Raw genomic sequence first — 21589 nt, forward strand, 5'->3', positions numbered from 1 at the left:
AGTTGGAAAAAAGCTAATCTACCAGGGCGTATTTGCGCTTGATGCGCTCGAGCTTCCTGCGCCATGGCACGTAGAGCGCAAGAAGGAAGCCATCGGTCGCCAGGCCATGGAGCGCATCGAGCGGCACGGCCACCGCATAGATGGCCAGGCCTTCCGCGAACGTCTGCGGATGGAAGAACCCGATAAGCGACCACAGGTTCAGAATCGCGCCGTACATGAGCGCCGAAAGAAAGCCGTACGCAAGCACGGCGGGCATGCGCTTGAACCATCCCATCTGCGCGCATACGCCGGCAAGATAGCCTACCAGACCCCACGCGTACATCTGCCACGGCGTCCAGGGGCCCTGCCCGAAGAAGAAGTTCGAAACGAGCGCCGTGAGCGCGCCTACCATGAAGCCGCTCGTGCGGCCAAAGGATACGCCCGCGATGATAGCGATGGCCGACACGGGCTTCACGTCGGGCAGAGGCGCGAACAGAATGCGACCCGCCACGGCCAGGGCCGACAGCACGGCGATGGGCATGATGTCGCGCAGGCGCGGGCGACTGCGCTCGAACTGCATGAAGAACAGCGCCAGCGAGGCAAGCACCACCACGCCCGACAGCAGCGCGACCTGGTCGATACCAAGGACCGCGCACACGCCCAGGCAGAGGGGCACCGCCAGAAGGCACGCTATTTCGATTGCGCTGCGCATTACGATTCCATCGCCCCAAACAGGCGCGCCTGATCATGGGGCGTATAAATGAGATTGTCGGCGAAGAAGCTTTCCGCGGGCTGCGTGCATACCACCTGGCCATCGAACAGCATGCTCACGCGATCGGCGACCACGCGCGCGAAATCGACGTCATGGGTCACGAGCGCCACGCACACGCCCTCGCGCGCGAGCTCGCGCAGCGTACGCACGACGTTCGCCTGAGCGTGGGCGTCCAAGCCCTTCGCAGGCTCGTCGGCAAGCAGGAGCCTTGGTTTGCACAGCAGCAGCTTCGCGAGCGCGAGATGCTGCAATTGCCCGCCCGAGAGGTCGTACGGATGACGATCGAGCATGCCATCCAGCCCGAACCGCTGCGCCATTTCACGCTCCTCTTCCACGCCATAGCCGCAACGCTCGTGCCATTCGTGCAGTTCATCGGCCACCGAATCGCAAACGAAGAGCGTCTTGGGATTCTGCGGCAGAAGCGCCTGCTCGCGAATGAGCGCATTACGCGCATGCCCGCGCGCAGGAGCCACGACACCCGCGATGGTGCGCAAAAGCGTGCTCTTGCCGCAGCCGTTCCCACCCACGATGGCGTGCACCTCGCCGGGCGCAAGCTCCAAATCGGCACCGCGCAGCACCCACGGTTCCTGCCGCCCATAGCGAACGTGCAGGTCGGACACGCGCACGCACGCTTCGCCAGTGGCGCTAGCGCCAGGTGCGCCCAGCTCGGGCAGCGGCGCTAGCGGTGCGAGCTCGGAAAGGCAAAGGGTATCGCTCGCGTACGCCGCGTACATTTCAGGCGCATGCGTGGCAACGATAACCGTTACGCCCAGGTCGCGGTGAACGCGGCCAAGCAGGTCGATGAACAGGCGTTGCGCGTGCGGATCGAGCTGCGCCGTAGGCTCGTCGAGCAGAAGCAGCCCCGGGCGCAGCGCGATGATGGATGCGAGGTTCAAAAGCTGCATCTGCCCGCCCGACAAATCGGCGGTACGTCGGCGCATCCACGTCTCGATGCCGAAGTAATGCGCGACTTCCGCAACGCGACGACGCATCTCGTCGGGGTCCATGCCAATGTTTTCCAGGCCAAACGCAAGCTCATGCCATACGGAATCGCACACGATCTGGTCTTCGGGATGCTGGAACACGAACCCGATGCCGCCTTCGCGCACGTATAGCTCGCCCTCCATATGCCCCACGGGAGCGATTTCGGGCTTCATGAGCGACAGCAGCGTTGTCTTGCCACTGCCCGTTTCCCCACATAGCAAGCAGAAGGAACCCGCCTCCACCTGGAAGTCCAGATTGCGCAGCACGGGTGCGCCGTATCCGCCTTCATTCGGAAGCGGATAGGCGAACGAAAGACGATGCGCCTCTACCGCGTATGCCATAGCAGTTCCTCCCTGCCCGCACATGCGAACGGAACGATGATCAGCAGGACGTAGGCAAGCACGCCCCACCACGAAACGTACCCGGCGATTATCGGGTAGAAATGAAACGTCGCGGATGCCTGCACCATAGAAAGGCCCGCCAATGCCGCTAGGACAAGGGCGCAAAGCAGCACGCACGCATCGAACGAGCGGAAGCGGTGGCGACGATACGCCGTGCGCCCTCCCCCACGCGTATAGCCACGTGCGCGCATGCTCGCGCCACGCACGAGCGAATCTTCCATACCCCACCCCATCAGCACCGAAATGGTGCGCATGGCGTCGGGGAGCGTGCGTCCATGGGCAGACGTCGCCGCACGCTGCACGTTGGCGATATCGCGGCCACGCGCCACGAACTGCGGCACGAGGCGCATGATCTGGCTTATGACAAGGGCGATTGCGGGCATGCGGTTCGAAAGGAGCGCGAGAATCGCCTCGCTATCGAGCACGCTGCCGAACACGGAAAACCACAGGCACATCGCCGTGAACATGCCGCCCATGCACAGCCCGTAGGCGAACGACTCCGCATAGAGCACGACGCCAAGCGCCTCGAGCATTACCGTGGAGCCCGAACCCACGATGAACGCATTCAACGTGGCAATTACCAGGGCAAACGGAACCAAATACGCTAGCATGCGCAAGCAGGGGCGCCATCCGCGCACATACAGCGCCGCGGAAAGCGCCCCGGCAACGGCAAGGGACGTGTATACGGGATGCACCATCGCCATGGCAAGCACGATGACGAGGGCCAGGTAGCTCAGCGTTACGCCAGGGTGGCATAAGGCGAACGGGTTGCGCATCACACGTCGCCCATCGTGCACGTATACGCCCACAGAATGGAATCGCCATCGGAAAGCACGTAGTTACCGCAGGTTTTCGTGGGCAACGAGCCGTTCACCTTGTACATCCAGCCGCTGCTGTTGCCGCAGTCGAATTCGGAGAGCCCGTTGATCGAGCGGACGTACGTGGAGCTGCCGCGCACGCTCACGCCCATGGAATTGAGCGCATCCCACACAGTGGAGCCCTCTTCGAGCGTGAGCGTCTTGCTGCCCATCGACGAGGGGTAATCGCTGTTATACGCATGCGCATTCGAAGAATCGATCGCGATCTTCACCGTTACGGTTGCGGCCTGCTCCTGTGCGGGGGCAGACGGTGCGCTTGACGCGGGAGCCGCGGCGGACGAGCCCGATTCCGCGGACTGCTGGGGCTGATCGCCCGAGGCGGACTGAGCCTCCTGCTGGGCTTGCGCCTCTGCCGCGGCCTCTTCTGGAGCACCCTCCTGCTGCTGTTCCTCTTGAGCGGATTCCTGCTGCTCGGCAGCCGCTTCCTGATGCGCCGCTTCGGCGCTGCCGTTCGATTCGGCCGCTTCCTGCTGGGTTACGGTCGCCTGCTGGCTTTCCTGCGCGCCCTGCGGGGAAGACGTGACGAACACCGCACCGCTTACGCAGGCGAGCACCACCGCAACGGCGAGTGCGATGCCCGCGACAACGCGGGCGCCCACCCGCGCAGGAGCAGGCTCCTGGCAGGCGGGCGCGCCGGGCGCGATGCGCTCGTCGATTGCTTCCGTTGGGCGCGTTTCGCTATTTGACGCCATACCAGGCTATGCCTTCGTCGTGCCAGCCCAGCGAAACCAGGGTGTCGCGCTCGCTGGTATGGGTAGTGAAGTTATGAGCGCCCGCAATGGCATTGGGGTTGTACTGGCGATACAGCGGAACGGTCTTATCGACATCGCTGTACCAGCCGATGCCCTCGTAGTTCCAGCCCAACGAGACCAGGTTGTCGCGCTCCTCGGCGCTGGCGGTGTAATGGTGGTCGCCGGCGTTAGGATTGTACAGGCGGTAGATCGGGGCATCCGACACAGCCGGGGAAACCCAGCCGTACGATTCATCGCTCCAACCCACGCTCACCAGATGGTTGCGCTCGGCCGTGGTCTTAGTGTAGAAATGCTCGCCCGAGTTCGGGTTGTACAGACGGTACATCGAGAACTTCATTTCGAGTGGATTTACCATAGAGCCAACAGCCTCGTTGGCGTCAATCGTCGCCAGAGCGAGGAACACCGCAGAAGCCGACATGGACTCGTTGAAAATCAAATCATCATCCATACCGTTAAGGTCTGCATTAGCAAAAGCAACCAGAAAGCCAAGCGGCGTAGAGCCGTTCTCCGTGGTGAAATCGCTGCTCGTAACGTCTATACCCCAAGCAGAAAAAGCGACAATGGCCAAAGCCGTGGAGTCCACATGCGTGCTGGCGTATGCTTCATTTTCCTCGTACTTGATGCTTCCATCGTCCTGCTGAAGCGACTTTATCGCTGCGATAGCCTTATCGGCGGCAGCATCGATGCTCGCATCGTCGTCGCGCACCAGGTTGAGAGCCAGAAGAGCCTGAGACGAAGTGGTCACGTCCGTGTACAGGGTGCCAGCATATTCAGAGCCAAACAAACCGTTGGCCTGTTGAGCGCTCAGAATAGCTTCAATGAACTCGGCCTTGGTGTACTTGGCGCCCGACATATCGTAGCCGAAGGTGTACACGGGCAAAATGCACACGGCGTTGTAAATGCCCATGCTGTTTGCGTCCATGGCTTCGCCCATGCTCGCAATAAGGTCGTACGTCTTGCCGCCATACTGCATAGCAGAGCAATCAACGCCCGCAGCCTGAAGAGCCGTGATGTACTTGGCAAGAGTACCAGCATTCACACCGCCCTGTTGCAGATATGCCACAACGCTCTTCTCGATAGCCTCTGCATCAAGATTCACATGAATGCCGAGGACGTTCTGGGCGAGTGCGGCATAATACGTATCATTGGTAATCGCCTCGTCGCCACCAGTAGCGGCAAATCGCTCGGTAAGGTTGTAGAGCAGCTGCTCTTGCTTGTCTGCATCGGGCAAATTGGCAGACACATCCTGCGTAACAAGCTGCGTATCGCCTGCGTACGCCTGCGGCACTGCCGCAAATCCGAAGAGGGCGGAGCACACGAGTGCTGCCGCGAAGAACGCTCCGATAGGAGCACGACGAGATAGTTTCCCCAGCATGGGACCTTCCTTCCAGGGCTATGCGGTAGATGGGCATTCCGACTTCGCCTTATCCGAAGGGCTCGCACGCCTGCGAGGGCTCCCTCCGATGGCATTTACGGTTACTGGTATAGCGCGAGAGTCTCACTCGCATTTCCCCAGGCGGCATCGCACTGCCGCCCGCGCCGCGCCCGGCGCATTCCACCTTGCCAATATCAATCCCGACATTGTAGCACCCTCGCTTTCGCGAGGGTGCAGGTTCACGCCTATTTCAACAAGCTCGCGCGGCTCAGTTCGGCAACTACGGTGCGCATCATGAGCTCGGTGTCGTCCAGGCCCAGATGGCGCTCGTTTTCGTCGGCGGCAAGCGTGCCACGGCGACGCGCCCAGCTCTCGAGCGCATACGGGCGCTGCTTGAAGGAGATAGAGGCGGCATCGGTGTCGATGGCGCGGCAGATTTCGCGCGTGTCGATGGGAATGATGCGACCAGCCTTGCGCCCCTCGGCGTAGCCCGGCAGGTTCAGCAGGAACCACGCATCTTCGAACGCGGCATTGTGTGCCATATAGGGGTGCGATTCCAAGGCCGCGAGCACCTGGGCCTGCAGTTCCTTGTCCTCGCGGAACGGCTTCTTGTCGGCCACGTCGGGCCAGGTAATGCCATGCACCTCCGAAAGCGGCACGCCAATCTGCTCATACATGGCGGGCAGGCCGCAGCGGGCCGTATGCGGGTCGACGGGCGTCTGGCCCTCGGCGACCTCCATCGTTTCCCAACCCACGTCGATGATGTAACCGCGGTCGGGGTTACGCGAGGTCGTTTCGATGTCGATGCCCACGACGGTGCCGCCCATGGGCGCCAGGCGATAACCCTGCCCCACCGCGTCGATGCCCTGCAGCTTCTTGGCAACGCGCTTCACGGTATTGCCCTGCATGGCGGCGATGCCCGCAATGGTGGTTTCGTCGGAAAGGCCGCGCGGCAGATTCAGGCCACGGTCGCCGTTGTAGGCGGTGCCCAGGTTGTCGCACAGATCGCGATTGCGGTCGGCGAGTTCCAAGACGATGTCAAACGAAAACGGAGGGTTCTCCTGCTCGAAGTACGCCGCAACGAGCTGCTGAATGGCCTCTTCGTTCTTCATGCGCTCGGACCGCATGGCGCCATCGCCCGCGGCGTAGATGAAATCGGCGATAAAGAATGAATTAGCGTGTTCGAGCGCCTCGTTTACGTTCATGCGTGCTCCTTGCCCGTGGCATTATGGTTTTCGATTCCGCATTGTATCATCCGGGCGCGAGCCCATCGAAGCGCCAAGGAAACCTCCACGCAGGGCAAAGCGCCCGCGACCTGGCGAAGCCTTGCAATCGGGCGTTACATGTACCCCGTCTTCTCGAGCTGCTCTTCGAAGAACGTATTCATCTTCCTGAACGGGCGCCGCAGCGGAAGCCCCAGCACGAGCATGGCGCCCGCCATGAACAAGAGAGCGGCAACGCCAATGACCACATTCACCAGCAACGGGCCCGCAACGCATTCCTGCAGCAGCGTCATGGCATAGGTAAATGGCAGGTACGCCGCGACATCGATGAGGATGGGGTCGAACATCTCCACGGGGAACGTGCCACCCGAAGCCGCCACCTGCATGATGAGCAGAATGACGCAGACCGCCTTGCCCACATCGCCGAAGAGCTCGGTGATCGTATATACGATTAGGCAGAACATCTGCCCTACGAACAGGCCCAACAGGAAAAACCCTACCGGATCGGCGCATTGGATGCGCAGCAGCGTCAGGTCGCCCAGCAGCACGAGCGAGCTCTGAAGCAAGCCAATGACGCAGAAGATGCCGTACCGACCGAAGAATTCGTGACGCGGGCGAATCTTCCCGTAGCGTTTCCGCAGCTCTTCCAAGCGCTCTTCCACGATGCGCACGCGCATGGTGGAAATCATGACGAGGGCGCCCACCCACAGCGAGAGGACCGTATAGAACGACGCCATGGCCGAACCGTAATTGGAAACGGAATAGACCGGCTCGCGTTCGAGCTGCACGGGGCGGGCAAGGTTTGCTGCCATCGTCTCGGCGTCGTTGCCCAGGATGATTTGCTCGATTTGCTTCACATCGCCCGAGGCAAGCGCATCGGCCACGCGCTGCTTCGCATCCCCAACGCGCGTCGCCGCCGAATCGAGCTTGCCCGACGCATCCGAAAGACCGTTCGCAAACGTGTCAAGCTGGTTAGACAAACCACCCGTGCTATCGCCCAAGCCCGAGACGGCACCATCCAGATCCGAAACGATGCTCTTCGCAGACGATGCCGCATTGCCGATGGACGAGCGCAGGGCATCATAAGCTGGCGCGATTTCATCGTTGAAGAGGCGCTTCGCCTCCCCAACGTCTGCCTGAGCGCTATCGACGATAGCATTGGCCTCCTGCTGGGCCTCATGCACCGAACGGGCGGTCGACTCCGCGTGCTCCTTCGCGGCCTTAAGGCTGTCGATGAGCACCTGGGTCTGCTGCTTCTCCGCCTCGCTCACGCCGCTCTCGCCCATGAGCTGCTGGAATCGGTCGATGCGCTCCTGGATGATGCCCGGCACCGCATCGGCGGCAAGCGAGAGCATGTCGAGCGCAACGTTCATCGCGTCAGTCACCTTGTCCACGTTCACCGAATCCCCGCTGAACGAATCGCGGATGATGCCAATTTGCTCCTCAAGCGATTCCGACGCGCTCTGCGCGCCCGATTCCGCATCGGCAAGCGCGCCCTTCGCGGTGTCCGCCGACTCCTGAAGCCCATCGAGCGTGGCGCCCAGCAAGTCGACGATGCTCGACGTTGTGCGCATCAGGCCAGACAGCGTCCCCAATTGCTTTGCCGCGCTCTTCGCATCGGCGGTTGCGTCATCCAGATGGCGGCTCATCTTGGCCACGTAGTCGCTCATCTTCGGGTTCTTCACGTAGCTCAGGATGTCATAGGCTATGCCAAGCGAGACTTGGTCCACGCGTTCGGTAAAGCTGACGCGGATGCTTTCCTGTATGGAAGCGGCGCCCTTCTGCGTGATGATGGGCGCAATGGGATTCTCCTTCTCATTCGTGTAGTAGAGCACGTTGGGATACGCGGTGTCTTCCGTAAGGTACGTAAGCAAGTTAGCGCTGAAATCGGACGGAATCACGATGGCGGCGTAGTACTCGCTGCTATCGACGCCCGCCTTCGCCGCCTCCTCGTCATCCACGAACACCCAGTTGAAGCTAGAGTTACCGCGCAGCTGCGAGACCACGGTGTCGCCCACGTTGATGGTTATAGGCAGCAAATCGCCCTTGTACCCTGCATCCTCGTTGGCAACGGCAACCTTCAGTCCGCCCGTCGCCCCATACGGGTCCCAGCTACTGGCGATGTTGAACCACGCGTAAATCGAAGGCGTTACCACCAGCAACACGGTCACAACAACGCCGATGACGCTCTTGGAACCAAGGCGCAGGTCCGTAACGAAGATATCGCGCGTTGGCCCACGGCGAGAGGGCTTCTTCTGCAGCGCTTCCACTGCGGGAACAACGCTCGCGCCCTCGCTTTCGGCAGGTGGTTCAAGTCCGAACTCAACCAGCAAATCCTGCCCGATGAGCTGCGCTTCCTCCCGCACCGTTGCATGCGTGTACTCCTGAACGATAAGGCCCATCTGCACGATGAGCAAGAACACGAGCATCCCCACGAGCACCGCAAGCTTCGTATCGGTACCCAGGTTGAGCGCGCTATTCAGCGGCAGCATGACGATGAGCACGACGAGGGGAATTACCCACAGCGCCGTCACGCCCACCCTGCGAATGTGCGGATACCGACGGTAGAAGCTATAAGCCCGGCGCTCCACCTCCTCCGCATAATCGTCGTGCGCCATGAGCGCGCGCACGATGCCGCGCATGCCGCGACGCTCCATCTGCCCTTCGTAATCCTCGCTTGCGAAAAAGCCCGTCTTGCGCATTTCGTCGTCGAACATCACGAGCAGATTGGCCATGAGCGAACGAAGCCCCAGGCCAATGAAGAGGGCCCCGGGAACGATGAGCAACAGGGCTAGCAAGTCGAGAACGTACGCCGACCCGTACAGCCCCGAAAGCGCCTCGCGCATGGCGTCGATGCCATAGGTGAACGGGAGCGCAGGATGAATGAACTGGAAGAAATCGGGCATCATCTGGATGGGATACATGCCCGACGAACCTGGCACCTGCATTACCAGCAGGAAGATGCACAGCGTCTTACCGATATTGCGGAACGTTTTCACCAGCGCGTAGATGAGGTTCATGTACGCGAACGAGCACACCGCCCCAGCCAGCATGAACAGCACGGGGTTGGCGCAATCGATGCCCAGCAGGATGTCGACGCCGCAAATCGCCTGCGACTGCAAGAGCGACAAGATGACGAACAGCATCCAGCGACCGAAGTAGCGCTGCCGTGCGCTAGCCTCCGAGAAGCCCATGACCTCGACCTTCATGAGCGACACCAGGATGAAGCAACCCACCCACAACGCCAAGTTAGTGTAGAACGGAGCAACCGCCGTGCCGTAGTTGGAAACGGGATAAAGCTCAACGGTGGTCATCTGCACGGGCGTCGAGATGAACGTGCCCGCGTTTTCGACGTCGACGCCCAGAAGCTCCGTAAGCTTTTCCAGCTCGAGGGCCCCACCGATGGCACCGATGTCCTGCATGGTGCCATCCAAGTTGTCGCGAATGGTGCCTAGCAAGATCTTGGCGTCAGCAACCGAAGTCTCGGCCGTAGCCAACGCAGCATCCGTTTCGGACAGCACGTTGCATAGGCCATCGATTTGCGGTTCGAATTGCCTTAGGGCGACGGAAAGGTTCGTCAGCGACAGATAGAGGTCGGTCGTGCCCTGGTCGAGCTTGGGCATGGCGTCGCCGTGGATGCGACTGGTAACGTCCGTTACGCCATCGGTCGTCTGCTGGACGGTGTCATTGATTTCCTGAACGCGGGCATCTGCCCCGTCTACGGCGCCACGTATGAGCGTAATGGCAAATGAGAGGCTCTCCGCTGTGCTCTTGAGCTCCTCGTCGCCCGTGCCCGACGCAACGTCGATGATGCGCTGAAGGTCTTCGCTTACGCGCGCAAGATCCTCCTTTGCGTTGCCGAGCGAAACCGCCGCCTGGCTCGACATGGATGACACGCTCGCCGCCGACGAAAGGACATTGGTAGAGAGGCGGGCCTCGTAATCACCCAGGCCAGAGCGCAAGTCATTTAGCTGGGCACCCGAATCGTCCAGCGAAGAGGCTATCCCCGGCAGCAGCTCGGACGTCGTCACGAGGGAATCCCGAGCCTCCTGGGCCGCCGTGCGCCAGCCCGCGATGGAGGATGACGCGTCGTCGAGCGAGGCGACCGCCGTGTCGAGGTCGGCCTGAATTGACCGCATTTCCTCTAATACCGATTGATGCGTCTCGCCGGCCCTCACGTTGAGCTTCTCCGTCAGGTCCTGCGCTGACGACAGGATCTTCTTGTTCACCGTGGAGGAAAACCCCTGGTTGATCTTGAGAACCAGCGTCTGTGCGGCAGAGTCGCTTACCTTGGTGGCAACGGCACTATACTTTTCGTTGGGGTAATAGTAAATCGTGGGCTTTTCACTCGAGCCGTCGAAGATACCGACGAGGTTTTCGCTCAAGTCGCTGGGAAACACGATCGCAGCGTACGCAACGCCTGCATCGACGGCCTCCAACGCCTCTTCCCTGCTGTCGAAGACCCGCCAATCAATGCTGTCGTTATCCTCGAGTTCCCCCATGACCTGCTGGCCAATGTTGATGTCGCCCGCTAAGTTGTGCGTAGCGCCTTCGTCCTCGTTTACGACGGCGATGGGGATGTTCCCGGTATGCGAGTACGGATCCCAGTTTGCCACGATGCAGTACCACGCGTACAAGCCAGGCAGCACAAGGAGAGCACCCACCACCAACAAGGCGATGGGATTCTTCACGAGCGCAATTACGTCTCGCTTCAATATGTCAAGCGACGTTCTCACGATGGCATATCAATCCCCGTGCTTGCATTCCGCTCATGGCAATTTGCCACGCGCAGGGCATCTAGGCTGCCCGTTTGCGTGCTAGCCGCATTCCGCTTTTCGCCAGCGCATGACGACGCAACAACAACGCAAGATGAGAGCGCTGAAGACGCCTCGAACAAAGCGGACCACCAGCGCAAAGCGCTTACGCGTTTTCGAGTTCGGCTTCCCGGCGCTCTTCCTCGAGCACACGACGAACCACGCGTTCGATACGGCGCTCTTCGCTCCGACGCGCAATCACGAACGCGGCAGCTTGCACACCCGCAAACACCACGCCGCACACGATAAGGGCGCGCTTGCCCAGGAGCTGATAATTATGAATGGTGTTTTCTCCCCCTTGGCGAGCGGCAAGCTTCTCAACGCCCCTAATGACGCGAATCCCCGTTTCGCCAACGGCATCCCTCATGGCGCCTTCCAACCGATGCTCAAGCAACGAACAACCCATCGGAACCCCCTTCGCTAGGCTACCTGCGTCAATTGTAGCAAATACGACACTTTTGGTACCATTTCAAAATGTCAACATGCCGTGCGCACGGCGCCCATCAGAGGCCGTCCAAATGCTTTGGCAAACGACGAAGCGCAGCCCAGCCGCGAGGCGGAACCCGCAGCCAAAGCATCCGCTAGTCACCATGCACGAGGGCGATAAGATCCTGGTGAGAATGAATGTCAAGCTTCGCGTAGATATGCTTGACGTGGGCCTTTACGGTGTTGCGCGAAATGACGAGCTCTTCTTCGATGTACGCGCGATCGCGCCCCTCGGCCAGGAACTCGAGCACCTCGCGCTCGCGAGGCGAAAGCCCGTACTCGTCGGCTACGGCGCAGCACTTCTGGGAAAGAGAGACCTCGGACGCGGCGGAGCCGTCGAAGCCGGCGGACAGGTCGGCCGGGGCGGGCGCAGCGGTTACGCCCTCGATGGCTTCGGTGAAGCTGAACGAACGCATGCCGATAAGCGCATAGCCCACGACCGTCATCATGAGAATGCACGGCACGAACACGAACAGCCCCTGGTCGTAGCCCATGAACACGTTGCCCAGCATGCCGATGGCCGCGCCGATGAGCGTGCCGAACCCCGCCAAGCCACGGCCCCATGCAAACACGGCCAACGCATTCTTGCGGTTGCGGCCGGCAAGCATGATGAGCACGAGCCAGGCAATCATCTCGAACAGCGCGTTGCCCGTGGCAAGAAGCGCGCTCGAGGTGACGAGCGTGGTGTTCGGCGAAGCGTTCGCCAGGAAGAAGCCGGCGGCCACAAGCAAAACCGAAATCTGCACGACGACATCGGCGTTGAAGCTTCTGCGGCGCACGAGCGCGTAGATGGTCACAAGCGCCACCGGGATGAACCCGATCATGTTGGCAAGCGGCATGCCCCCTACCTCGCCGAAGCGCAGGCCGAAGCCAAACGCCATCGAGAAGAGCAGCAGGCACACGAAGAACTGGCTCGCCAGGGGCAGAAACGTGGTGGGCTGCGTAATGGCCACGTCGGCAGGAGCCTCCGCGTGCGCGATTTCGGAAACGAGCGGGCGCGTAAGCCCAGCGGCCAGAAGGAACGACACGAGCGGGCACACGAGGAACAGCACGACGCCCACGAATACCGGCGCCTGCCAGATGAACGACTCCAGGGCGAGGCGCACCGTGAACGCGATACCAATGCAGGCGGAGGCCTTGCGTGCATCGAAGCCGGTAGCCGCCAGGCCGATTACGAGCGTCACGCCCGCGCGTCCAATCGCGAACAGGCACGACGACAGAATGAGCAACGGCGCATTGCAAAACGAAAACGCAGGCAGCATGAGCAGCGAGCCCGCGATAAGGCACACGGCGACGACGATTTCGCCCGTGCGCTCGATTTTCAGCACGCTCGGCTTGAAGGCGGCGAGCAGGCCCACGACCACCATAAACACGGCGTTCGCCGTGACGGAAATGTCGCGTGCGAACATGAAAATGGAATCGAACAGGGGAAACACGGCCTGATTCATCATGGAAACGGAAAACACCATGCAAGCAAGCGCCGCCGTGACGCGCCAGAAGCGCGCGTCGAACACGGACGCGGTAGTTTCCCTCTCGTTTTGTTCAGCCGCTGCCATGGAGCCCCAGTTATCCCTCACTCGCCAAAAGATACTCCGACCTTAGCACACGAAAAGAAAGCGGGCCAGCTCCCCCGCAGAGGAGCCAGCCCAGAAAGAATCGGCTTACGCCTGGCCCGTTGCGGCCAGCATGCCAGCGCGACGACCGAACGTCATCGTGCGTCCGCACGCCAAACCGGTGAACAGGTTCGGGTAGCTCACGGCGAACATGCCGCCCGAGGCATCGCCAGTCATGTACAGACCCTCGATCGGCGAGTCGTCCTCGCGAACGGGATGCATGTTCGTGTCGATGATGACGCCGTCGACCGTGGCGAGGAACCATGCGCCCGCACGCACGCCGTAGTACGGCGGCTGGTCGAGCGGAATCATGCGGTAGGACTCCTTGTTGTAGTCGGTGTCCTTGCCCGAATACGCCATCTCGTTGTAATGCTTCCACGTGGCAACCGTCTCCTCGACGGGCAGGTTCAGCATCTCGGCGAGCTCTTCCATCGTGTCGGCGCGCTGGATGAAGCCAGCTTCGATCGACTTCTCGAACATGCCCTCCATGGCCTGGATCGGCATGTTGGACGGAGCACCGTTGTCGAACGGATACAGGCGGCAGCAACCCACTTCGTTGATCTGGCGAACCTTCTCGACGTAGTCGGAGTCCCAGATGTCAACGTAGGTGTGATGCGGCTGCATCCACGCGGAGTGCAGCATGTAGTCGTAGGGGCCGGACTCGTTGCAGAAGCGCTTGCCGTTCAGGTTGATCTTCAGGAACGGCTGCTCGCCAAACCAGAACCAGTTGGCGCCGTTGGCATTGGAAGCCGTGTCCTGGTTGCCCATGCCGGCCGTCTCGGTGGGGCGGCAGCATGCGCGGTTGAAGGTAACGGCAGCACCTAGCGGGTCCATCTTGCCGCCAACCCACAGCGCGGCCTTGATGCCATCGCCCGTGGGGTTGCCACCGCGAGCGGGCACGGGAATGCGCAGGTCCTGGTTCCAGGGCTGGCGCGCCTGCATCATCTCGAGGTTGTTGCCGTAACCACCCGTGGCGATGATGATGCCCTTGGGGGCGTTGATGCGAATATAGTGACGGTCGTTCACATCGCGAGCGATGGCGGCCACCACGCGATCGCTCTCGTCCTGCTCAAGCTTGACGAACTCGGTGTTCCAGCGGAACTCGGCGCCCAGCTCTTCGGCGTACTCCTTCAGGGAAACGCCAAACGTGAAGTCCTTGTCGTCCTTCACCAGGTCGGTCTTCTCGGGGCTGTGGCCCGTGGCATACGCCTTATCGCGCGCCTCGGACTCCGGCGGAAGGCCGCCCTCGAAGTTCATGACCATGCGACCGTCGCGCTCGACGATGTCGGTAAGCCAGTCAACGCAGGCGCCCGATTCGTCGGCCCACAGCTTGATGAGGTCGTAGCGCGCAAAGCCGTTGGCATAGCGCACGATGTCCTCCATGGCTTCCATCTTGTCGATGCGGAACTCGGGGAACTGGGCGAACGACTCCTGCTGGAGCTTCGAATCGATGGAGCCGATGTCCTCGCGGGGGTTGGAAACCTTGGAAACGCGGTCGATGCCCAGCACCTTCGCGCCATTCTCAGCCGCCGAGATAACGGCAGGCAGACCGCCCGTGCGGCAACCGATGACCAGAACTTCGGTGTCGATGGTCTCGGTGATGTCGGACTCGTTGATAACGGGAGCCTGGCCCAGCCAAGAAGGCGTGCCCGACCCGCCCGCACTCAGATTCGGGGTGTTCTCGGGAACCTTCTGGCTGTTACCACAGCCGGTGAGTGCGCTGGAAGCGGCCACGCCAAGAGCAGCCACGCCCGCACCCTTGAAAAAACTACGTCGAGATAGCGAGCTCATTTAACCCTCCCAGCCTTCAGGCGCATTCAGCGCATGGCAATCATTGCAAACCAGAACACTCGTGCTGTGCGCCTTATGGCAGTCGCCGCACTCCAGGGCCTGGTCCTGATGGCTCGAATGGGGGTTGTACTGCGCAGCATTGCCCTCGAAGCCCCAGGTGCTGCTGGTTACTTCGCTCATGTCGTGGCAGCCACTGCGCGCGCAGAACTCCTCGCTTGCGAAGTCCTTCGAAGGAGCAAGCCTGCCCTCTTCGTCGGTGGTGAACGCATCGCTCGTCCAGATCATGACCTCGCTAACCTGCTCGGTAAGCTTCGGCTCGTGACAGCTCAGGCAGTTCTTGCCCGCCTGCACGTGGTCGTAGGCAGCCATGCCCACGTGGCCGTTCGTCACGCTTTCAACGTACGCGTCCATGGGATCGTGGCAAACCGCATTGCAGAACGTGGGCGATTCATGCCAAACGCCAAAGCCGATTCCCAACACGATGATTACGGCAACGACAACGCCGGGGACAACCCACTTGTTGCGTTTCGAAGCCATCGACGGCTGACCCTCCAGCGCACCGTCGGTCGTCTGCTTCTGTTGCGCAGACGTGTCCTTTTCCGCCATCAGCTCTCCTTCCACTCTTGCTGACTTAACGGTGCGACCGATGTTGCTACTCCCCCACTCACCCGCCTAGTACCCCCGTAGGGTAATTCTTTCGTTTGCGCTGGTCATAGGGATTCACTAACCCTTCAGGGTAAGCGTGGAAGGAGGAGGGGTTATACGGGAAGCGAATGGCGAAAGAGGCCGAACTAGCCTAGGGCGCTCAGCGCATGGGCGAATTCGGCTCCCCGAATCACCCTACCTCGCCCAGCGCCCTGCCACGAGAACAGCCACCCGTCACGACGCGAGCCAACCTCGCCGCGCACGCCCTCCGTTGCCTATTTGTTATAGACAGGGTAATATTTTTCCACCATAATTACATTATCGTTAGCCAAGGGGAAAGGGACCATCATGGAACGCAGCGGAAGCCAGAAAGCACTGCTCGTATTCTCCATCATCGAGATTGTCGGCGCAGTCATCATTTTCCTAACCGGCATCATGCTCATCGTGGGCATCGGCGCGCTGGGCAGCGCATCTACCGCGGATCTTGCAGCCGCAGGCGTCTCGACCAGCACCGCCAACCTCGCCACGGGCGTAGGATCCATCGTAGCCATCCTGTGCATCTTCATGGCCATATGGTCATTGCTGTGCGGCATCTTCGGCATTCGCGCGGCAAACGACAGCACGAAGGTGGGCATCGTCTGGGTATTCACGCTCATCGACCTAGTCCTCTGCGTCATCGGCATCATCTTTGCCATCGTGCAGGGCACCTTCCAGTGGTCGCTCGTCTTCTCGCTCGCTCTCGCGGCCATCATGTTCTGGCTCGCGAACAACATCAAGAAGCTGAACGCCTAGCAAGCACAACTGCAAAAACCAGCCCGCAGCGTACGCAGAAGCGCCCTCGGGCTGGCAAAGCGAATCGCGACAGTTGGACCGGAAACGCAGGTTTTCGGTCCAACTGCTTTTTGCGGGGCTCTCCGAAAGTCCACTGCGGGTCACATGCAAAACGAGCCCCAGCAATGTAATCGATAAAGTAACATTCCGCTTACTTAGCCCCCCCCTATATAAGCTCGCGAGTATCATTCAAGGACAATAGGGCAACTTGCGCTCTCCGACGCAAACGCATCGGTAGAACCCAAGCACGGCTGCGCTTGGCCAGGGCGCTGGGGAACGGGTCAAGAGAGAGGGGTAGCCATGAAAAACCGATTGAGGGCGTTCATTTGCGTATTGTGCGTCCTCGCCCTTACAGTGACACCTACGTTTACCGCATGGGGCGACGACGTGTCGTACGGTGAAATGCGAGCCACGAATCAGCAGTACACCGACGACAACAACACGCAAATCAAGTCATTTACGCTCAACGACACATTCAATTACGAGAGCCTGGGCGGCGATTCCGGCAAGCCGACGCTCACCCTCAGCTCGAACAACCTGCAAAACATCGTGAAGACGAAACTTCTGCCCCAATGGAGCGGAATTGCAGCCAGCGTCTTCCGCGATCAGTCGACTCAGCTTGTAGACCTCTATGGGGAGGAGCCCATCGGGGGAAACATGTCGCAAAATGGCTTCGACTCCTATTTCAATATGAGTCAGGGCGAAACCAAGTACGTCGAGGAAACCTGGAGCTGCTACAGCCTCAGGAGCAAGCTCGCGCAAACGACTCCATCCCACGCGGGCGATAAGGGCTATGACCAGTTCAGCGTTTCGGGCGTCAAGAGAATCTCGAACCTGAACGACGCGCGCAATCTGATGGCGCAGTCACTCTACGAATGCCAGAACACCACGGGAGCTCTCTCGGCTCAAGAATTCCTCGACGCAGATGAGGCCGGCGAAACGAGGCTGGAAGGCCTCGAGTCGACTGAAACGATGCCAGGCTTCGCGAATGTCGTCACCGCCGTCAACTGCAAGGGCGGATCGGCGAATTTCGACTACGTCTCATTCGGCATCGTGTTCTATGACTTCAAGCCGGTTCCCGTAGCCGCTACGGGCCTTCAGTACGTGAGCGGACCGACTCCCGAGGGCGAGGTCGTCCCCGGAGCTGCTAACAATTCCGTGATCACCAATGGCTCGGCGCAGGACATCTTGCACTCGGCCGTGCTGGGCGATTCCGTCACGAACACGACCACCACGAACCTGGGTGGCCTCGCGTCCTTCGAATTGTCGGAAAACATCGGCGCCAACATCGGCCTGTCCCAGACCGAATCCAGCTCGGAGACGAGCTTCTGGTCGGACGACACCTTTGGCAGCGGCTCGTCCACCAGCACTTCGTCGGAATCCGTCTCGATGGGGCTCGACTGGGGCACCGCTTGGAAGATGGGCGGAGCGCTCGGCGCCGAGCAGGGGCATAGCGAGTCCAAAGAGGTAAGCAAAGCCGTCGAGACCACCATCTCGCTTCCCGCACACACGGGAACGACCGTCGCGCAGGAAACGTCGACCACCACGTACACTCAGACGTACCAGCAGCCAACCGTCCTGAGCTATAAGGTTGCAATTTACGCCATGAGCGGCGATTTCTATTCCTCCTCCGCCTTTGGCGGCATCGGCGGAATCAATACCGGCGACTACGACAAGCAGTCTCTCGTCATCAAGTTCGACACGAACGATTCGGAAAAGCCCTCCTACGGATGCGCGGCGACCGACGACCTGTATTGTCGCGTCACCAACAACAACCAGGTTGATAGCTACGACATCTCGAACGACCGCACGTACACGACCCATAGCACCGCACCGGGCTGGACAAAGAGCGAAGAAATTTCCTGGAGCAACGTGACCGACACGGCGCGCAACTACTACGACGTTGACGTCCCTGCGAGTTCCAGGCAAAACTTCTTCTACGAGACCCCGGGCAAGATAGAGTCGAAAACCGATAAAACAAGCTCGCACGTTGCCTCAACGTACCCCTTGTACAACCTGGGGTCCGTGAAGACGCCGAAGACGAATTACGTTTTGTACGACAAGAACATGCTTGACCTCGATTCCATCACCTTGGAAGGCTACAACAGGTACAACGTGCCCTTCTACGGATTCACGACGGACTGGGGCAGCTGGCAGCTCTGCGATGAAACGGGCGTTGTCTACAACGACAAGACCCTGGTAAGCGAAAGCGCGGAAGGGAAATTCCTTTACGACAGCGAAACGCGTACGATTGCGCCCAAGGCGAATGCGGAAAGCCAAAGCATCTACATTAGGTGGGTCATCAAAGATGGCGTACGCCAGGTGACGGGCGAAAGCCCCGAGCCAGGCCAGGACCTGACGGACCTGAACAATAATCCCACCAACAACAACCCGGCTCTCACCCCCGTGGTGAGAATAGACATCGTGAACACCGGGCTCGACAATCCCAACATCACGGCATCGGGAAGCTATACCGGCTTCTACCGCACGCCAATCAATCTGAACGACGAGATGTCGTACGTAGTAACCAACAAGACCGGCAAGAAGATCGATACGCAGGTCCGCTGGGAAAGCTACGAACTGGAATCCGAGGGCATCATTGTCAATGAGGGCACCGGCGAAGTTACGTTCACGGAGCCGGGCGTCTACCATGTGCGTCCGTTCGTCTACAACAATGATGGCGACCAGGTGATTCCGCTGACGAGCGAAGGCGACTACGACTGGCTTACCGTCACCGCCACCGAGCACAATTTGACCCACTACGACGCAAAGGCCCCGACGGATTGCACGGGCGGCGACGCATACGGTTGGATAGAACACTATAGGTGCTCGGATTGCGGCAAGTACTTCTTGGACGCAGAAGGAACCATAGAGGCCGCTGAGGACGACGTCATCATTCCGCCCACCGGCCACGACTGGGGCGAGTGGACCCCCTCCAATGAGCCCGGCGTAGAAAAGCGCGTATGCAAGAACAATGCGAACCACGTCGAGTACCGCAACGCGTACACGGTGACGTTCGACATGAACGAACCGGACAACGCAACCGAGGCGGCCCAGGGTCAGCCCGACGCGCAGACCTTCACGTCCGACGCAACCGCATCGGTAAAGGTCCCGGGAGCGCCCACGCTCACTGGCTACACGTTCGAGGGCTGGTGCACGGATGAGAGTGGAGACACCCCCTACGACTTCAGCGAGCCCGTTAACGGCAGCATGACGCTGTACGCCAAGTGGGCCCCCGTCAAGTACACGGTCGCCACCGTGGCCGTCGTGAACAAGACGGTAGCCGACGCAGATGGCGGCTCGCAGCAGATGATCACCCCCGCAGCCGGCAGTTGCATCTACTTTGAGAATCCCGCTACCGATGAGCGATACACCGACGACGAGAACTACACGTATTACTACACGGAGGTAGCATACGGAGAGACCGTCGAACTGACGGTGGCCCCGGCAGACAAGTTCGGCATGGATGAGATCTGGGCAATTCCGGTTCTGGCAACTTCCGAGACGGATGCCTCCGTCGGCGAAGCGTTCGTTCCGGAACGCCAAGGCGATACCAATGTCTACACGCTCACGATGCCCGCATCCGACGTGGCAGTCATGGGTAGCTTCGTTCAGCAACGCGTAAGCGTAACGTACAACGGCGGCGCGCTTGCGGGCCAAGAAGGCGTTACCCTTCCGCCGGACGAGGAAATCGAGTACGGGCATAAGGTCGAGGGACTCAGCGAAAAGGTTCCGACGCTTTCGGGAGAACTCCAGGATGCGTGGACGTTCGGCGGTTGGTTCACCGACCCGGATCTGCAAAAGCCCTGCCTGGAGAACACGGCGCTAACGGCGGACACGACGCTCTACGCCAAGTGGGTTGAAAAGAACAACCCGCCGGAGACGCACATGGTGACCTACACGCTGGTGTACACCCCCACGGTCGACATCGACCCAGATGTGGCTAGCTACGAGGTGGAAACCGGAACCAAGGTATACAACCCGACAGACGATGTCTACGCGTTCGCCGACGATAGCACGCAAGCGCAATACGCTCTCCTCGAGGGCGACAAGTCGTGCTGGTTCAAGGGCAGCGAAACCAGCGCCCCCGACTTCACGACTGCCGACTCCTTCGATTTCAACACCGAGGTCAGCGAAGACACCTACCTGTATGCACAGGTGGTTCCTCGCACCTACACCGTGACGTATTACGACGGCGAGACGAAGCTGGGAACGCAGGAAGTGGAGTACGGCGAACTCATCAGCCAGTCTGACGCCGACGCAAACGCCCCGCATAAGCAGGGACAGACGCTTTCCGGCTGGACCACGAAGGGCAACATGTGGGACTTCGGGGAAGATAGCGTTACCAACAACCTGGCCCTGTACGCCAATTGGTCCTACGACGTGACGTTCAACGCCAACGGCCATGGCACGGCGCCCGATACCCAAAACGTGGAGTACGGCACCAAGGCAACGAAGCCGAGCGACCCGACGGCCGAAGGCTTCGAGTTTGGCGGCTGGTTCACCGATCCGGACTGCACCAACGCCTATGACTTCGAGACCCCCGTTACGGGCAGCCTGACGCTCTACGCGAAGTGGACGAGCACGAATCCCACGTCAGTAGCCATGCACCGCCTGTACAACCCGAACTCCGGTGAGCATTTCTACACCGGCGTTGATGGGGAACGCGACGGACTGGTGAAGGTCGGCTGGAAGTACGAGGGAACGGGCTGGACGGCTCCCATTACGAGCGATAAGCCGGTATACCGTCTGTACTCCGGCACCGACCACCACTACACGATGAGCGCCGAAGAGCGCGACCACCTCGTGTCGGTTGGCTGGAGCTACGAAGGCATCGGCTGGTACTCCGCAAACGAAGACGGCGTACCGCTCTACAGGCAGTTCAACCCCAACGTAGACCCCACTGCCGCAAGGAACAACTCCGGCAGTCACAACTACACCGTCAGCAAGGCCGAGAACGACCACCTCGTGTCGGTTGGCTGGCGCTACGAGGGCATTGGCTGGTACGGCTTGGGTTAACCCTACCAGCAGGGCAATGAGAGCCC

At 60.5% G+C, this 21589-nt stretch carries 13 protein-coding genes and 1 riboswitch; of the genes, 2 read left to right on the top strand and 11 right to left on the bottom strand.

All coding sequences use genetic code 11. The features are described 5' to 3' along the window. Window positions 1-13: 13 nt before the first annotated feature. The 11 genes from AC04P6_RS07095 to AC04P6_RS07145 form a co-directional block, all read right to left on the bottom strand. The gene (locus tag AC04P6_RS07095; protein WP_475565920.1) at window positions 14-691 is read right to left on the bottom strand and encodes an ECF transporter S component; all 678 of its coding nucleotides are present in this window, start codon (window positions 689-691) and stop codon (window positions 14-16) included. Next, entirely contained in the window at window positions 691-2076 is a 1386-nt protein-coding gene (locus AC04P6_RS07100; protein WP_475565921.1) for an ABC transporter ATP-binding protein, read from the bottom strand. The genes AC04P6_RS07095 and AC04P6_RS07100 overlap by 1 nt, the downstream gene beginning before the upstream one ends. Further along, window positions 2061-2912 carry an energy-coupling factor transporter transmembrane component T gene (locus AC04P6_RS07105; RefSeq protein WP_475565922.1) on the bottom strand — a complete coding sequence of 284 codons (852 nt, stop codon included), beginning with the start codon at window positions 2910-2912 and terminating at the stop codon, window positions 2061-2063. The genes AC04P6_RS07100 and AC04P6_RS07105 overlap by 16 nt, the downstream gene beginning before the upstream one ends. Next, window positions 2912-3706: a DUF4430 domain-containing protein gene (locus tag AC04P6_RS07110; protein ID WP_475565923.1), complete on the bottom strand. Its 795-nt coding sequence runs from the start codon at window positions 3704-3706 to the stop codon at window positions 2912-2914. The genes AC04P6_RS07105 and AC04P6_RS07110 overlap by 1 nt, the downstream gene beginning before the upstream one ends. Continuing rightward, window positions 3693-5141 (bottom strand): hypothetical protein, encoded by a 1449-nt coding sequence (locus tag AC04P6_RS07115; protein WP_475565924.1) that lies wholly within the window; start codon window positions 5139-5141, stop codon window positions 3693-3695. The genes AC04P6_RS07110 and AC04P6_RS07115 overlap by 14 nt, the downstream gene beginning before the upstream one ends. 70 nt (window positions 5142-5211) lie before the next feature. Further along, window positions 5212-5294, bottom strand: a riboswitch (adenosylcobalamin-variant (AdoCbl-variant) riboswitch). Window positions 5295-5386: 92 nt separating this feature from the next. Further along, window positions 5387-6346, bottom strand: a complete 960-nt coding sequence (locus tag AC04P6_RS07120) for a 3'-5' exonuclease (RefSeq protein ID WP_475565925.1) — start codon at window positions 6344-6346, stop codon at window positions 5387-5389. Between the two features lie 134 nt (window positions 6347-6480). After that, window positions 6481-11055 (bottom strand): YhgE/Pip family protein, encoded by a 4575-nt coding sequence (locus AC04P6_RS07125; protein ID WP_475565926.1) that lies wholly within the window; start codon window positions 11053-11055, stop codon window positions 6481-6483. A gap of 229 nt (window positions 11056-11284) precedes the next feature. Next, window positions 11285-11584, bottom strand: coding sequence for a hypothetical protein (locus tag AC04P6_RS07130; RefSeq protein WP_475565927.1), 300 nt, complete (start codon window positions 11582-11584; stop codon window positions 11285-11287). 175 nt (window positions 11585-11759) lie between these two features. After that, entirely contained in the window at window positions 11760-13220 is a 1461-nt protein-coding gene (locus AC04P6_RS07135) for a helix-turn-helix transcriptional regulator (protein WP_475565928.1), read from the bottom strand. A 105-nt stretch (window positions 13221-13325) separates the two neighbouring features. Continuing rightward, the gene (locus AC04P6_RS07140; protein WP_475565930.1) at window positions 13326-15068 is read right to left on the bottom strand and encodes an FAD-dependent oxidoreductase; all 1743 of its coding nucleotides are present in this window, start codon (window positions 15066-15068) and stop codon (window positions 13326-13328) included. Then, complete coding sequence (locus tag AC04P6_RS07145) at window positions 15069-15674, bottom strand: cytochrome c3 family protein (RefSeq protein ID WP_475565931.1); 606 nt, start codon at window positions 15672-15674, stop codon at window positions 15069-15071. A gap of 387 nt (window positions 15675-16061) precedes the next feature. Between AC04P6_RS07145 and AC04P6_RS07150 the strand changes: the two genes are divergently transcribed. Beyond that, window positions 16062-16505, top strand: a complete 444-nt coding sequence (locus tag AC04P6_RS07150) for a hypothetical protein (RefSeq protein ID WP_475565932.1) — start codon at window positions 16062-16064, stop codon at window positions 16503-16505. Window positions 16506-16898: 393 nt separating this feature from the next. Next, the gene (locus tag AC04P6_RS07155) at window positions 16899-21563 is read left to right on the top strand and encodes an InlB B-repeat-containing protein (RefSeq protein WP_475565933.1); all 4665 of its coding nucleotides are present in this window, start codon (window positions 16899-16901) and stop codon (window positions 21561-21563) included. Window positions 21564-21589: the final 26 nt, after the last annotated feature.

This window comes from Denitrobacterium sp. (assembly GCF_056180635.1).